The sequence below is a fragment of the Pseudochrobactrum saccharolyticum genome, from assembly GCF_008801715.1.
GTDB lineage: Bacteria > Pseudomonadota > Alphaproteobacteria > Rhizobiales > Rhizobiaceae > Pseudochrobactrum > Pseudochrobactrum saccharolyticum.
This window is the reverse complement of sequence record NZ_VZPG01000001.1, coordinates 621,403-635,839: the sequence shown is the minus strand read 5'-3', so window position 1 is coordinate 635,839 and position 14,437 is coordinate 621,403. Positions and strand designations below refer to the sequence as shown.

12 protein-coding genes are annotated in these 14,437 nt (G+C 52.6%); 8 read left to right on the top strand and 4 right to left on the bottom strand.

Going from position 1 to position 14,437, the window contains the following annotated elements; translation table 11 throughout:
* Nucleotides 1-47 precede the first annotated feature (47 nt).
* Nucleotides 48-1,544 carry a mannitol dehydrogenase family protein gene (locus F7P81_RS02885; protein ID WP_151158501.1) on the bottom strand — a complete coding sequence of 499 codons (1,497 nt, stop codon included), beginning with the start codon at nucleotides 1,542-1,544 and terminating at the stop codon, nucleotides 48-50.
* The gene (uxaC, locus tag F7P81_RS02880; protein WP_151158500.1) at nucleotides 1,541-2,941 is read right to left on the bottom strand and encodes a glucuronate isomerase; all 1,401 of its coding nucleotides are present in this window, start codon (nucleotides 2,939-2,941) and stop codon (nucleotides 1,541-1,543) included. The genes F7P81_RS02885 and uxaC overlap by 4 nt, the downstream gene beginning before the upstream one ends.
* A 233-nt stretch (nucleotides 2,942-3,174) precedes the next feature.
* Here uxaC and F7P81_RS02875 point away from each other — a divergent pair, with 233 nt between their 5' ends.
* The 4 genes from F7P81_RS02875 to F7P81_RS02860 all read left to right on the top strand — a co-directional run bounded on the left by F7P81_RS02875 (nucleotide 3,175) and on the right by F7P81_RS02860 (nucleotide 7,642).
* Nucleotides 3,175-3,885 carry a GntR family transcriptional regulator gene (locus F7P81_RS02875; protein ID WP_246722464.1) on the top strand — a complete coding sequence of 237 codons (711 nt, stop codon included), beginning with the start codon at nucleotides 3,175-3,177 and terminating at the stop codon, nucleotides 3,883-3,885.
* Between the two features lie 70 nt (nucleotides 3,886-3,955).
* Nucleotides 3,956-5,164: a mannonate dehydratase gene (uxuA, locus tag F7P81_RS02870; RefSeq protein ID WP_151158499.1), complete on the top strand. Its 1,209-nt coding sequence runs from the start codon at nucleotides 3,956-3,958 to the stop codon at nucleotides 5,162-5,164.
* A gap of 3 nt (nucleotides 5,165-5,167) precedes the next feature.
* On the top strand, nucleotides 5,168-6,700 hold the full coding sequence (locus tag F7P81_RS02865) for a UxaA family hydrolase (protein WP_151158498.1): 1,533 nt from the start codon (nucleotides 5,168-5,170) through the stop codon (nucleotides 6,698-6,700).
* A 63-nt stretch (nucleotides 6,701-6,763) separates the two neighbouring features.
* Nucleotides 6,764-7,642 (top strand): sugar kinase, encoded by an 879-nt coding sequence (locus F7P81_RS02860; RefSeq protein ID WP_246176021.1) that lies wholly within the window; start codon nucleotides 6,764-6,766, stop codon nucleotides 7,640-7,642.
* Nucleotides 7,643-7,710: 68 nt separating this feature from the next.
* On the opposite strand, the gene F7P81_RS02855 is transcribed toward F7P81_RS02860, so the two are convergent.
* Entirely contained in the window at nucleotides 7,711-9,288 is a 1,578-nt protein-coding gene (locus F7P81_RS02855) for an ABC transporter substrate-binding protein (RefSeq protein ID WP_151158496.1), read from the bottom strand.
* A gap of 23 nt (nucleotides 9,289-9,311) precedes the next feature.
* Nucleotides 9,312-9,896, bottom strand: coding sequence for a MarR family winged helix-turn-helix transcriptional regulator (locus F7P81_RS02850; protein WP_151158495.1), 585 nt, complete (start codon nucleotides 9,894-9,896; stop codon nucleotides 9,312-9,314).
* Nucleotides 9,897-10,081: 185 nt separating this feature from the next.
* Here F7P81_RS02850 and F7P81_RS02845 point away from each other — a divergent pair, with 185 nt between their 5' ends.
* The 4 genes from F7P81_RS02845 to F7P81_RS02830 all read left to right on the top strand — a co-directional run bounded on the left by F7P81_RS02845 (nucleotide 10,082) and on the right by F7P81_RS02830 (nucleotide 14,428).
* Nucleotides 10,082-10,789, top strand: coding sequence for a creatininase family protein (locus tag F7P81_RS02845; RefSeq protein WP_151158494.1), 708 nt, complete (start codon nucleotides 10,082-10,084; stop codon nucleotides 10,787-10,789).
* Nucleotides 10,790-10,896: 107 nt separating this feature from the next.
* Complete coding sequence (locus F7P81_RS02840; RefSeq protein WP_022711035.1) at nucleotides 10,897-11,871, top strand: ABC transporter permease; 975 nt, start codon at nucleotides 10,897-10,899, stop codon at nucleotides 11,869-11,871.
* A complete protein-coding gene (locus tag F7P81_RS02835) occupies nucleotides 11,871-12,752 on the top strand; it encodes an ABC transporter permease (RefSeq protein WP_151158493.1) in 882 nt (293 codons plus the stop codon). Before F7P81_RS02840 ends, F7P81_RS02835 begins: the two co-directional genes overlap by 1 nt.
* Nucleotides 12,749-14,428, top strand: coding sequence for a dipeptide ABC transporter ATP-binding protein (locus tag F7P81_RS02830; protein WP_151158492.1), 1,680 nt, complete (start codon nucleotides 12,749-12,751; stop codon nucleotides 14,426-14,428). The genes F7P81_RS02835 and F7P81_RS02830 overlap by 4 nt, the downstream gene beginning before the upstream one ends.
* The last annotated feature ends 9 nt before the right edge of the window (nucleotides 14,429-14,437 follow it).

Genomic DNA, 14,437 nt, shown 5'->3' with positions numbered 1-14,437 from the left:
TATATTAGTCTATCAATTTTGCAGGGCAAGCAAAAAATATCCCGTTTTTACGCCTTGGTATTTACGGACTTGAAATCCTGAACTGTTTTAGCCGCGCCGTTTGTCAGTAATGTTTCAAGTTGCTGTAAAGTGACGGCTTTGAAATGTGCATTTTGGGCGAGTTCGGGCGCGAAAATACTGTCAAAAGCCAGCAATGCATTCAGTATATCCTGCGCAGTGGTGAGCCCCGCCGTTGCCTGCAAGAGTTGATCACGCAGCGGATCGCGAATGTCGATAGCTTGTCCGTGTTCATCTTTACCGGTCACAAAGCGCATCCATGCGGCGACACCAAGTGCGAGGCGGTCAAAAGACTGACCGGCCAGAAGACGGTTCTGAATTGTATTCAGCAGGCGTTGCGGCAGTTTCTGCGAACCGTCCATAGCAATCTGTGCAGTCCGGTGATGCAGGGCCGGATTGCAAAACCGTTCAATCAGCTGGTCTTTATAGGTTGAAAGATCAAAATCCGGCAGAGCGGGTAGTGTCGGCGTAATTTCTTCATCCATCATGGCGCGGATGAATATTTTAAAACCGGCAGCAGCCATGGTTGCGGATACGGTTTCATGACCGGCGAGAAAGCCAAGATAGGCAAGTGTGGAGTGACTGCCGTTGAGCAGACGCAGCTTCATCAGCTCAAAAGCGGCGACATCGCGGACAAAACTTGCGCCGGATTTTTCCCATGAAGGGCGACCGGAAGGGAAATGATCTTCAACCACCCATTGGCTGAACGGTTCTGTGCAGACCGGCCATTGATCTTTCATGTTCAAAGCACGGCTGACACTTTCACGATCCTGATTGGTGGTTGCCGGTACAATGCGGTCAATCATACTGGACGGGAATGCAACATGTTCCGCGATAAAGCTGCCAAGTTCCGGATTGGTCAGTTCGGCAAGCCGGACAGTCACACGCTTCAGTGTTTCACCATTGGCTGGCAGATTATCGCAGGAGAGAACTGTGAAAGGCTGTAGTCCTGATGCGTGTCTTCTCCTGATAGCCTCGACCAGAAAGCCGGGTGCAGAGCGTGGTGCATGCGGGTGTTTCAGGTCATGGATAATATCGCTGTTGCTCTCATCCAGCGTGCGACTGGCGGGGGCGTAGCAATAGCCTTTTTCGGTCACAGTCAGCGTGACAATGCGGATATCCGGCTGACACATGGCTTGAAGCACGGCTTCCGGATTTTCCGGTGCGACCAGAATATCGGTGAGACAGCCGATAACATGCAGTTTTTCACCGGCACCATCACGCACGGCAACACTGTAGAGATACTCCTGCGGGGCGAGCGCATCTCTGGTGTCGGGACTACGCAGAGAAACACCGGTAATGCCCCAACTCGGGTCATCCTGCAGAATATTTTCTGTATACACCGCCTGATGCGCACGGTGAAATGCACCGATACCTAAATGGATAATCCCTGTTTTCAGATCAGAACGGTCATAGGCAGGTTTGCCCACAGTTGCAGGCAGATCGGCCAGGGTTTTATCGGATAGAGAATTGAGTATTCCGGTCATAATTTATAAGCCTGTTTCGCCAGCCGGTAGCTGAGGTCATGAGCGACTTCATAGGCTTCTTCCTCATCAAGGCGGTGCTCAGCAACAAGACGGGCAAGGAAAGCGCAATCCACACGGCGTGCCATATCATGGCGGGCGGGAATGGAGAGATAAGCGCGGGTGTCGTCATTGAAGCCGACAGTATTGTAGAAACCGGCGCTTTCCGTTGTCAGTTCACGATAGCGTCTGATCCCCTCCGGACTGTCATGAAACCACCATGCGGGGCCGAGCTTGAGGGCAGGGTAATGCCCTGCCAGCGGTGCGAGTTCGCGGCTGTAAGCCGTCTCATCCAGCGTGAACAGAATAAGCGTCAGGCGTGGATCATTACCATGCGCATCAAGCAATGGTTTGAGTTCTTTCACATAGCCGGTCTGGTTCGGAATATCCGCACCTTTGTCAAAACCGAAAGCGGAAAAAATCTTCGGATTATGATTGCGGTATGAGCCAGGATGGATCTGCATGACCAGCCCGTCATCAATGCTCATGCGCGCCATTTCGGTCAGCATCTGCGCGCGAAACAGTTCTGCATCTTCCGGTTTGACCGGTTGTTTGATGATGCGTTCAAACAGCGCTTCCGCTTCCCCTGCCGAAAGGTTGGCTGTCTGTGCAGTCGGGTGACCGTGATCGGTGGATGTCGCGCCGCGTGCCTTGAAATAGGCGCGGCGGTTGCGGTGCGCCTGCAAATACCCCTGATAGGTCATAGGATTATTTGTCAGTTCTATAAATTTTTCCAGTTCACTCTGAAAATCAGGACGGGATGCATCAACCACTGCATCCGGCCGGTAGGCGGGGACAACGCGTCCGTGCCAGCCTGAGCTAAGGATCGCATCATGATGTGTTAGCGGGTCATTGGCGGAATCCGTAGTGGAGATCACCTCAATATTGAAGCGGTCATATAGCGCACGCGGACGCATTTCCGGTGTCGCCAACTTCTCGGAAATCAGATCATAAAGCCGGTCGGCATTGTTCTCGCTGAGACGTTCTGTGATGCCGAAAACGCTCTCCAGAGAATGTTCAAACCAGAGGCGGGACGGTGTGCCGCGAAACAGAGGCCAGTGTTTTGCAAATAATCGCCAGATGGTACGGCTGTCAGTTTCCACCGCTGTGCCATCCAGACGGGCAATGCCTAATTGCTCCAGCGGAATGCCCTGTGAGTAGAGCATACGGCAGATATAATGATCGGGTTTGACAAACAGGGTTGCCGGATCGGGAAAAGCGGCATCTGTCGCATACCATGACGGTTCGGTATGCCCGTGCGGGGAGATGATCGGCAGTTTTTCGACCGATGCGAACAAGCGTCGCGCTATGGCGCGGCTGTCTGCCTCCGCAGGCAGAAGGCGATCCGGATTGAGTGCCATTGCTGGTCTTTTCCTCCCTGACAGACTTTGAGGTCTGTTTTCCGTCATTGCCGTCCGGCTTTTTCTGTCCGCGGTTTTTGATCCGTCTTGTACAGAATTTGCATCCGGCGCTTGGCGAACAGTAAATAATAATATATTAGTATGTCAACAGCGCATGGATTTTTTGTTTCGGATCGCAGTTGCGAGCGGATAAACAAGACCTGAAGACTTGAGATTCAGGCAGGAGAACAAGATTGAACACGCAGCCGACATTCGGGCAGATATCCTCAGGACGGCGGCCTGCCGCAGGACGTGAAACCGCAGCAAAGCTGATTTACCGCGCATTACAGGCGGATATTGTTGCAATGAAGCTGCTGCCTGGCACGGCGCTGAACGAGAAAACTTTTATTGAGCAATTCGGTGTGAGTCGAACGCCGGTGCGTGAGGCGCTTATTCGTCTGGCTGAAGAAGGGCTGGTCGATATTTTCCCGCAGTCCGGCACTTTCGTGGCGCGCATTCCGGTTGATCTGATACCGGAATCTGTGGTGATCCGTCAGGCGCTGGAAGGAGCGACGGCGGAACACGCGGCATTATCATCAACACCGGAAGCAGTCGCTAAGCTGGATGAGCTGATTGATATGCAGCAATTCCATGCCAGCCGTGAAAAGCTCGGATTGTTTCATGAAGCAGACGATGCTTTCCATGAGGCGGTTGCGGAAATCGCCGGTTATCCCGGCATCTGGCAGCATCTGAAGCTTGTGAAAATCCAGATCGACCGTGCACGGCGCATGACCGTTCCGGTGCTGGGGCGTATGGATCAGGTTTTGCGCGAACATAAACTTATCAGGGATGCCATTGCCGCCAAAGATGCTCCGGAGGCGATAAAGGCGATGAAGCATCATCTCAGCGCGGTTCTGCCTGATATTGACGAGTTGCGGAAAAGCCATCCGGATTTCTTTGTCTGATCAGGCGTTCGTCCGCTGCCGCAGATTTTCAAAATCATAAAATATAAAAACTTATTCGGAGGAGGGGTTAATGCGTCAAGCGTGGAGATGGTTCGGGCCGGATGCCGGTGTGCCTTTGGATGCTGTACGTCAGGCCGGAGCGACAGATATTGTATCTGCTTTGCATGATGTGCCGATCGGACAGGCATGGACATCTGGTCAGATTGCAGAACGCAAGACGCTGATTGAAAATACCCCTGCTGACCGCACGCCGCTTGTCTGGTCTGTGGTGGAGAGCATCCCGATTTCAGATGCGATCAAGCGTGAAGGCGGTGCCGCAAAACAGGATATCACCGCATGGATTGCCTCAATGGAGGCTTTGGCGGCACATGATATTAAAGTCATTTGCTATAATTTTATGCCGGTTGTGGACTGGTGCCGCACCGATCTGGACTATGTCACGCCAAGCGGCGCGACTGCCATGCGTTTTGATCAGGATCGTTTTTCTGCTTTTGATATGCATATTTTGCAGCGTAAAAATGCGGAACGGGATTATTCCGAAGCTGACCGTCTTGCTGCCCGTGCAACCTATGAGGCGATGAGCGAGGCTGAGATTAATCAGCTGATTTTCAATATTGCCAGTGCTTTGCCGGGTTCGACAACCGAGCCGCTGACGATACCGGCTTTCCGCGACAAGCTGGAAACCTATGCCCATGTTGATGCTAATAAGCTGCGGCAAAATCTGATCGCTTTTTTGGAAGCAGTGACCCCCGTTGCGGACGAGTTGGGCGTGCGCCTGACCCTGCACCCGGATGATCCGCCGCGCTCCCTGTTCGGACTGCCGCGCATTGCTTCAAATGAAGCCGATTATGCCGCGATTTTTGATGCGGTGCCATCACCGGCCAATGGCATGTGTTTCTGTTCCGGCAGTCTTGGTGTGCGGGCGGATAATGATCTGCCTGCAATGGCGCGCCGTTTTGCATCACGTATCTATTTCTCGCATTTACGGGCAACCACGCGACAGGGTGACGGGCGCAGCTTCTATGAAGCCGCCCATCTGGAAGGCGATGTGGATATGGTTGCATTGCTGCGTGCGCTGGTCGAGGAAGACCGCAAGCGGGATAGCGGATCAAAGATTATTTTTCGCTCCGATCATGGTCACCGTATGCTGGATGATCTGGCAAAACAGGTGACACCGGGTTATCCGGTTATCGGGCGGTTACGTGGCCTTGCAGAATTGCGCGGGGTAATCACTGCATTGGATGCCGGTGCTTTATGTCCGGCAAAGGTGGGCGGGTGAGCGATGACCCGTCAGAACAGTCCGGTTATTATCCTTCATCCGTCTGACCATGTGGCGGTTGCGCGGGTAACAATCCGCGCCGGAGAACCTGTCGGCAGTGGTGAACTTGTCGCCGCTAATCTGATCGGCAAAGGGCATAAAGTTGCACTTGTACCCATCACAAAAGGACAGGAAATCCGCAAATACGGCAATGTGATTGGTGTCGCGACAGAGGATATTGCTGCGGGTGCGCATGTGCATCTGCATAATCTGGCAATGCTGCCGTCACAGCACGAGCATGAATTCTGTGTTGATTATGCGGAGCCGGAACTGTTTCCGGAAGCGGAAAGACACAGCTTTCTGGGTTTCGACCGCGGTGCAGGCGGGGTTGGTACGCGCAATTATATTGGTGTGATTGCAACGGTAAACTGTTCAGCCACTGTTTCGCAATATGTGGCGGATCATTTCAACCGCATGGGCGGTTTGAAAGACTATGACAATATTGACGGGGTTGTGGTGCTCGGACATGCGGGCGGCTGCGGGATCAATACAAAGTCGGAAGCCTATCGGGTTCTGACCCGCACGATACAGGGCTATGCCCGTCATCCCAATTTCGGCGGCGTGTTGCTGATCGGGCTGGGTTGTGAAACCAACCAGATTGCTCCGATCCTTGAGCATTACAAGCTGGAAGAAGGCGAGCGTTTGCAGACGCTGACCATCCAGCAATATGGCGGCACACGGAAGACAATTGAAGCGGCGATTGCAGCGATTGAAACTATGTTGCCGGTTGTGAATGCGGCGCAGCGCACACAACAGCCTTTGTCGCAGCTTAAACTCGGTTTGCAATGCGGCGGCTCGGATGGCTATTCGGGCATTTCCGCAAATCCGGCACTCGGCTATGCATCGGATTTGCTTGTGCGACATGGCGGCACCAGCGTTTTGTCGGAAACACCGGAGATTTATGGTGCTGAACATTTGCTGACCCGCAGGGCGGCGCGGCCGGACATTGCTGAAAAGCTTTTGTCACGGATTGACTGGTGGCGTGATTACACGCAGCGCAACGGCGATGAACTTAATAATAATCCGTCTCATGGCAATAAGTTGGGCGGGCTGACCACAATCCTCGAAAAATCGCTCGGTGCCGTGGCCAAAGGCGGCTCTATGCCACTGCGTCAGGTTTATGAATATGCGCAGACGATTGATGAAGCGGGTTTCGTATTTATGGATACACCGGGCTATGATCCGGTCTCTGTAACAGGGCAGGTGGCAGGGGGCTGTAACCTCATCTGTTTCACCACAGGGCGTGGTTCGGTCTCGGGTTTCAAGCCGGCGCCGAGTATTAAAATCGCAACCAATTCAGATATGTACAAGCATATGAAGGAAGACATGGATCTGAATTGCGGTGGCATTGTTACCGGTGAAGAGAGTATCCAGCAGGCAGGCGAACGTATCTTTGAGGAGATTATCGCTGTTGCTTCCGGCCGTAAGACTGTGAGCGAGATTTACGGCTATGGCGACAATGAATTTGTGCCATGGCAGCTCGGGGCAACGACCTGACAAACAAATAGCATGACGGGGGGAATGGTGAGGAAAAAGCTCTTTTTGTCTGCCGGTGAATGCATGATTGAAATGTCCTCACTGGGAGGCAGTGAGTTTCATCTTGGCTTTGCAGGCGATACTTTAAATACCGCATGGTATGCGCGCGCTTGCCTGCCTGTGCAGGACTGGGATGTGTCGTATTTTACCCGTATCGGTACGGATAGTTTTTCTGCCAAGATGAGAGATTTTCTGAACCGGAACGGGATCGGTACTGACTATATTGAGGAAGATGCGCAGCGTCAGGCTGGTCTTTACCTGATCGAAGTTGAGAACGGCGAGCGGCATTTTACCTATTGGCGCAATCAGTCGGCAGCACGTCTGCTGGCGGTCAATCAGCCATTGCTCGCCAAAGCTTTTTCCGATGCCGATATCATCTATTTTTCTGCGATTACGCTGGCTATTCTTTGTCCTGAGCAGCGGACAGTATTTATCTCTCATTTGCGAGATGCTGCCCGCTCCGGAAAAACAGTGGTGCTTGATACCAATATCAGGCCGCGTTTGTGGGAGAACTACGATATTTTGCGCGAAACGATCATGCAGGCGGCAGCGGTTGCGCAGATTGTTTTGCCGAGTTTTGATGATGAAGCGGCAATGTTTGGTGATCGTAGTTTAGAGGATTGCGCTGTCCGCTATCGCGCTGCCGGTGCACAGGTCGTTGTGGTTAAAAACGGTGGCGGTACAATGCTGATTGCTGATGACAATGGCACACGTCAGATCACGGATATTGAGCCGCTCATACCGGTGGACACAACCGGTGCCGGAGATTCATTCAATGGCGGTTTTCTGGCAGCACTGTTGAGCGGTAAAGACATTGAGACGGCTGTCAAAGCCGGTCATGCTGTTGCCTCTCAGGTGGTGATGCAACGCGGTGCATTAATGCCGATGGGGAAATTAGTGTAATAGGTAAAAGTCATTCATTCGCAGAGCCCTAATAAAAAGGCCGGTTTAAACCGGCCTTTTTTATTCATTTATTTTACTGGTTTGATATTCATCGCCAGCGTGTCTTCATCAGCGCGCGGTGTCAGTTCCACCTTGTCTTTCTTCACAGCCCATGCACTGAGCTGGATGGCAAGCGGCAGATCAGGACGGTCTGTTGCCACCAGATTATTCGCCTTTTCAAGCAATGTGCGGCGCTCATCTGCATCCATCGCTGCCGCTGCATCTTCAATCAGCTTGTCCATTTCCGGATTGGCATAGCCGCGCACGTTAAACGCACCCAGTGATTTTGCCGGTTCATTGGAATGCATCAGCGATGACAGCATATAGTTAGCCTCGCCGGTCAATGTACCCCAGCTTGCCATATAGAGCGAATATTCACCGCGGGTTTTCGCAGGGTTAAACACCGCTGCCGGAACACCGTTTACATCCGCAGTAATGCCGATCGCAGCCAGCATCTGGGCGACTGTAGGTCCCAGCTCATTCGGCATACGGTCATTCGAATAGCTCAGTGTAATTTTGAAACCATCCGGATAACCGGCTTCTGTGAGGAGCTCTTTTGCACGATTAATGTTGAATTCCGGTGCCTGCAACGACTTGTCATAGCCGAAAATATTGGAGGTCACCAATTGTGTCGGTACGGCTGCCATACCCTCCAGTGCAAATTCAACAATGGTTTCGCGGTCAATTGCCAGATCAAAAGCTTCTCGCACACGCGGATCAAGCAACGGGTTTTTATCCAGCTTGCTGCCATCCTTGGCAAATACCATCGGGCTTTTTTCGCGGAAGTCAAATTCGAGATAGCTGATATAGATGCTCTCGTTTTTCACCACCGTCAGCGATGAATCCTGTTCAAGTACAGGCACATCCGAGGCCGGCACTTTGGAAATAACATCAACCTGACCGGCTTTCAGCTGGGCAACGCGGGCAGCATCATTCGGAATTTCCTTGCGGATAACGCGATCCCACGGCTGTGCACCGCCCCAGTAACCGTCAAAACGCTCCAGAACCAGATCCTGTGTCGGTGCCCATGAAACGAATTTATAAGGGCCGGTGCCGATTGTCGCTTTGCCGGTATTGAAACCTTCTGCTGCGGTTTCCTGCGTTGAATAGGCAGCTGCTGCTTTGTGTGAAGTGATAAACAGGCGGATAAAATCATTCGGCAATGTCGGTGCCGCAGAATTTGTTATCACGCGCACAGTCAGCGGATCAACCACTTCTACCGATTTAACACGGCGCACAAAAATCGTTGCCGGATTTGGTCCTGTTACATGCGGAATACGCTCGATGGAGAATTTAACATCTTCCGCTGTAAAATCCGAACCGTCATGGAACTTCACACCTTCGCGCAGTTTGAATTCCCATGTCGTATCATCAAGTGCCTGCCAGCTCACGGCCAGCGACGGCTCAAGCTCAAGGTTATTGCCTGAGCGGATCAGCGTATCGAAAATATGTTTCGTCGCTTCGGCATTGGCGGCAGTTGCCGTGAAATGCGGGTCCATCGAGGCAGGGCCGGCTTTAATTGCCATAACCAGATCGGCGGCAAAAACCTGTCCGGCGCTAAAAAGCAATGTTGTGCCAAGCATTAAAGCATGCAGTGTTTTTTTCATGTGAATAGTCCAGTCCCCATTTATTAGTCTTGTTCAAACTCTTCATCACGCTCCGGCAGATCGGAGGCAATTGTTTCCGGCCATTCGCGGGAGGCGATCACCAGTTTGGTCAGCAATTCCGAAAGCATCATGCGCTCAGCAGGGCTAAGTGTTTCCAGCATCAGGCGTTCCCGCTCCAGCATCGGCGTCATTTTCGCTTCAACAATGGCGCGCCCTTCATCGGTCAGGCACAGCACCACACGGCGCAGGTCATCACTGTCATCCTCGCGTTGCACCAGTTTCAGGCGCGTCAGCTTTTTGGTGGCGCGGCTCAGTGTGTTTTTCGGAAAACCGGAACCGGCAACCACTTCGGACAAAGTCGTGCGGTCGCGCAGAAACAGCGAATACAGCACCACAAATTCCGGCCGCAGCAGATCATGATCAGTACCGATCAACCCGTAGATCGGATTGTTATAATGCAGTGCCAGATAGTTGATCCGAAAGGACAGCCAGCACGGATTTTCCCATAATTTTGTATGCAGAATATCGCTTTCGCTGATGCGGCTGTCCGCCGCCTCGCTACGCCCTGCGCGCCCCTCTAACAGAGCGATTGCTACGCGTTCCTCCATCACTTCTCCCCGTGACAGTTTAGCAATTAAGTTCCATTCAGAACAAGATATAGCTTGTTTTAAGGATGTCAAACGTAATTTTTGTTCCAATTGGAACTTGTATGCGAAATATTTTCATGGATAATAGTTTTCAGAAACCCATGAGCGCAGACTCGGGAACACATTCGAAATGAGAGGAATTTCACATGCATATTAACGCCATGCACTGGGCGCAGGTTGAAGAGCGCGTCAAACAGGACGACCGCTGTATCCTGCCGATCGGCAGCGTTGAGCAACATGCCCGCATCAGCCTTGGCACTGATATGATCCTGGCGGAAAAAGTATCGCTTGATGCCGCAGAGCCGCTGGGTGTGCCAGTATTTCCCGTGCTCCCTTATGGGCTTGCATCCAGCTTTGCCGATTTTCCGGGCACAGTATCCCTGAGCCTGCGCACCTATATCGGCGTGATTGAAGATATTCTCGACAGTATCTACCGCGCCGGTTTCCGTCGTATCCTGATTGTCAACGGCCATGGCGGTAATGCGCCTGCCGGTACTGTTGTGTCTGAGTGGCTGAACCGCAACCGCGATGCCAGTGTCAAAATGCACGACTGGTGGCGTGCTCCGAAAACCATGGGCAAGGTACTGGAAATTGACAGCCGCGCTTCGCACGCCTCATGGATGGAAAACTTTCCTTGGACGCGTCTTGCAGGCGTTCAGCAACCGGAACATGCGGTAGAGCGCATTGATTTCGGCGCTATGGCACGCGTTGACGCCGGTCGCAAACGTGCGCTGTTGGAGAGCTGCGAAGGCAATTATCACGGCCTTTTTGAACGTCCTGATGCTGACATGCTGGCGATCTGGGATGTTGCTGTGCGTGAAACCCGCTTTGAACTGGAAAACGGCTGGCACTGATAATCATAAATTTCCGGACAGGAGAAATCCTGTCCGGCGTTAGAAATAGTTAAGCGGATACGGCGGGAGGAAACTGTCTGTTATCCGCTTTTGGGGGAGCATAGCTGATGATTGCATTTATTGTCAGACGCTTATGGCAGGCAGCATTGGTGATGCTTGTCATGTCGCTATTGGTGTTTATGGGGGTCTTTGTCATCGGCAATCCTGTCGATGTACTGATCTCACCGGATGCGACACAGGAAATCCGTGACAGGGTGATCGCGCAATATGGGCTGGACCTGCCGGTATGGCAGCAATATCTGCAATTCATGAGCAATCTGCTTCATGGCGATTTGGGACGATCCTTCGTCTATAATATGCCTGTCTCCGAGCTGATTGCATCGCGCCTGCCTGCAACTGCCGAGCTGGCCTTGACGGCTGTGTTCATGGCCAGCCTTATTGGTATTCCTCTTGGTATTTATGCCGGTTACAAGCCGGACAGCTGGGCGTCGAAAATCATTATGGCGCTGTCTATTCTCGGCTTTTCCGTTCCGACTTTCTGGATCGGGCTGATGCTGATTATGGTCTTTGCCGTGCAGCTTGGCATTATGCCTGCGGGTGGGCGCGGTGCCACAATTTCCGTGCTCGGTGTTCCTGTCAGCTTCCTCACGCTTGACGGTCTGCATCATCTGGCACTGCCCGCCATTAATCTCTCACTATTCAAATTATCGCTGATGATCCGTCTGGCAGCGTCCGGCACGCGTGAAATCATGCTGACTGACACGATTAAATTTGCCCGTGCCGCCGGTATTAACGAGCGCACAATTTTGCGCCGTCATGTACTGCGCCTGATCTCCATTCCGCTTGTTACCGTCTTTGGTCTGGAACTTGGCTCAACCGTTGCTTTTGCCGTTGTTACGGAGACGATCTATTCATGGCCGGGTCTTGGCAAGCTGATCATTGACAGTATCACCTCACTCGACCGACCGGTAATGGTGGCCTATCTGATGCTGGTTTCTCTGCTTTTCATCACGATTAATCTGATTGTGGATCTGTCCTATGCCGTGCTCGATCCGCGCATGCGTCAGGGAGGTGGCAAATAATGTCATTGCTCAACAGCAGATCATTACAATTCTGGTCGGAATTCAAACGCCATCCGGTGCCGATGGTGGCCGCTTTTATAGTGCTGCTCATCATTTTGCTGGCCGTCTTCGCACCGCTGATTGCACCGCAGGATCCTTACGATCTTTCCAGCCTTGTGCTGCGGGACGGACGCCGTGCACCCGGTTATATCGGTCAGGGCGGCTATACCCATATTCTGGGAACCGACGGACAGGGACGCGATCTCTTCTCCGCCATTCTGTACGGCTTGCGCATTTCACTGGAAATGGGCTTGCTCGCCGGTGCAATCGCCTTTGCCATTGGCGCATTGGTCGGCTCATCGGCTGCCTATGTCGGCGGACGGTTCGAAGCTTTTATCATGCGCGTCATCGACCTGCAGCTTTCCTTTCCGGCCATTCTGCTGGCCTTTGTGGTGGCAGCGCTTCTCGGACAAGGAAAAAGCCAGCTGATTATCGCTCTGGTCTTTTCGCAATATGCCTATTTTGTGCGTACGGCTCATGGTGCAGCCTCTGCTGAACGCCATAAAGACTATGTCGAGGCCGCGCTTTCTGTGCCGATGAGCGGCTGGTTCATTGTCACCCGTCATATTCTGCCCAATGCTATGCCGCCACTGATCGTGGTTGCAACAGTACAGGTCGCCTCGGCGATTTCACTGGAAGCAACGCTGTCCTTTTTAGGTGTTGGCCTGCCGCCGACAGAACCGTCACTCGGCATGCTCATCTCCAACGGCTTTCAGTATTTGCTGTCCGGCCGCTACTGGATTTCGATTTATCCGGGTGTTGCACTGATCATTCTCATCATGGCGATCAATCTTGTTGGTGATCAGATCCGCGACCAGCTTAATCCGAGGCTGAACAAATGACAGCTCATCTTCTTGAAGTCACCGATCTGCATACGCATTTCGAAGCCCGCACGGGTACGGTCAAGTCTGTCGATGGTGTTTCCTTTTATCTCGACCGTGGCGAAATTCTGGGGCTGGTCGGGGAATCCGGTTCCGGAAAATCCATCACCGGTTTTTCCCTGATTGGTCTGATCGACAAACCGGGACGCATCGTGCAAGGCTCTGTCAAACTGGAAGGCCGTGAACTTGTCGGTTTGAGTGAAAGCGAGTTGCGCAAATTGCGCGGCCGTGAAATCTCGATGGTCTTTCAGGACCCGATGATGACACTCAATCCAGTGCTCACCGTTCTCGACCAGATGACACTGGCACTGCGTGCGCATGAAACCATCTCGGACAGTGATGCGCGTAAGCGTTGTGTGGAAGCGCTTCGCCGTGTGCGCATTGTTGATCCGGAACATAAGGTTGATTTCTATCCGCATCAATTTTCCGGTGGTATGCGCCAGCGCGTGGCGATTGCCATTGCTTTGTTGCACAATCCGAAGGTCGTGATTGCGGATGAGCCGACTACAGCACTTGACGTATCCGTACAGGCGGAAATTCTGACCGAGGTGAAAGCACTGGTCGCCGAGCTTGGCATTTCGATGATCTGGATCAGCCATGATCTGGCAACTGTTGCCTCAATTTCAAAACGCATTGCCGTGATGAAATCGGGCAAAATTGTCGAGACCGGCCCCGCTTCAGAAGTGCTGAAATCACCGAGTCATCCTTATACACAAGGTCTGCTCGATGCCCTGCCATCCCGCTCCAAACCGGGGAAAATGCTGGGAAAACCGACGGATGAAGAAGAAACATCGTTTCAAATCGCGACACCGGTAACGGAAGCCAAACCGGATTTTGTGACCGTCCGCAATGCGATCAAACGCTTTGAATGGAAAAGCGATGTCTGGAGCAGGCTCGGCCAGAAAATCGGCCTGCTCAAACCACGCAAACCGGTTATCGCCGTCAATCATGTCAACCTGACCATCGCCAGAGGGGAGGCGCTGGGGCTGGTCGGAGAATCCGGATCCGGTAAATCAACGCTCGGCCGCATGGTCTGCGGAATTTATCAGCCGACTGAGGGGGAGATCCGTCTATCCGGCCAGCCTGTCATGTCTGACCATGTACACGGACGCAAACTGACGACCAAAATCCAGATGATTTTTCAGGATCCGTTTGCATCGCTTGATCCGCGCCGCACCATTGGCCAGTCAATTGCTGAAGGCCCCATTGCTCATGGTCTGATCACTAAAAGAGAAGCTCGTACCTATGTGGCACATTGGTTGAAAGCGGTGAGCCTTGATCCGGCCTTTGCTGATCGTTATCCGCACCAGTTTTCCGGCGGTCAACGGCAGCGCATTGCCATTGCCCGTGCTTTGGCGATGAAACCAGAGGTGATTGTCTGCGATGAGCCGGTGGCATCGCTTGATGTGTCCATACAGGCACAAATTCTCAATCTGCTTCTGCGATTGCGCAAAGAGTTGAACCTGACATTGCTGTTCATCAGCCATGACTTGTCCGTTGTGCGTCACCTCTGTGACCGCATTATCGTTATGCATCACGGCAAGATTGTTGAAGAAGGTATGGCCGAGACAATCTTTGAAGCCCCGCAGCAGCCTTATACAAAGATGCTGCTGGATGCCATTCCGAAGCTGGCCTAGACGCGCGAT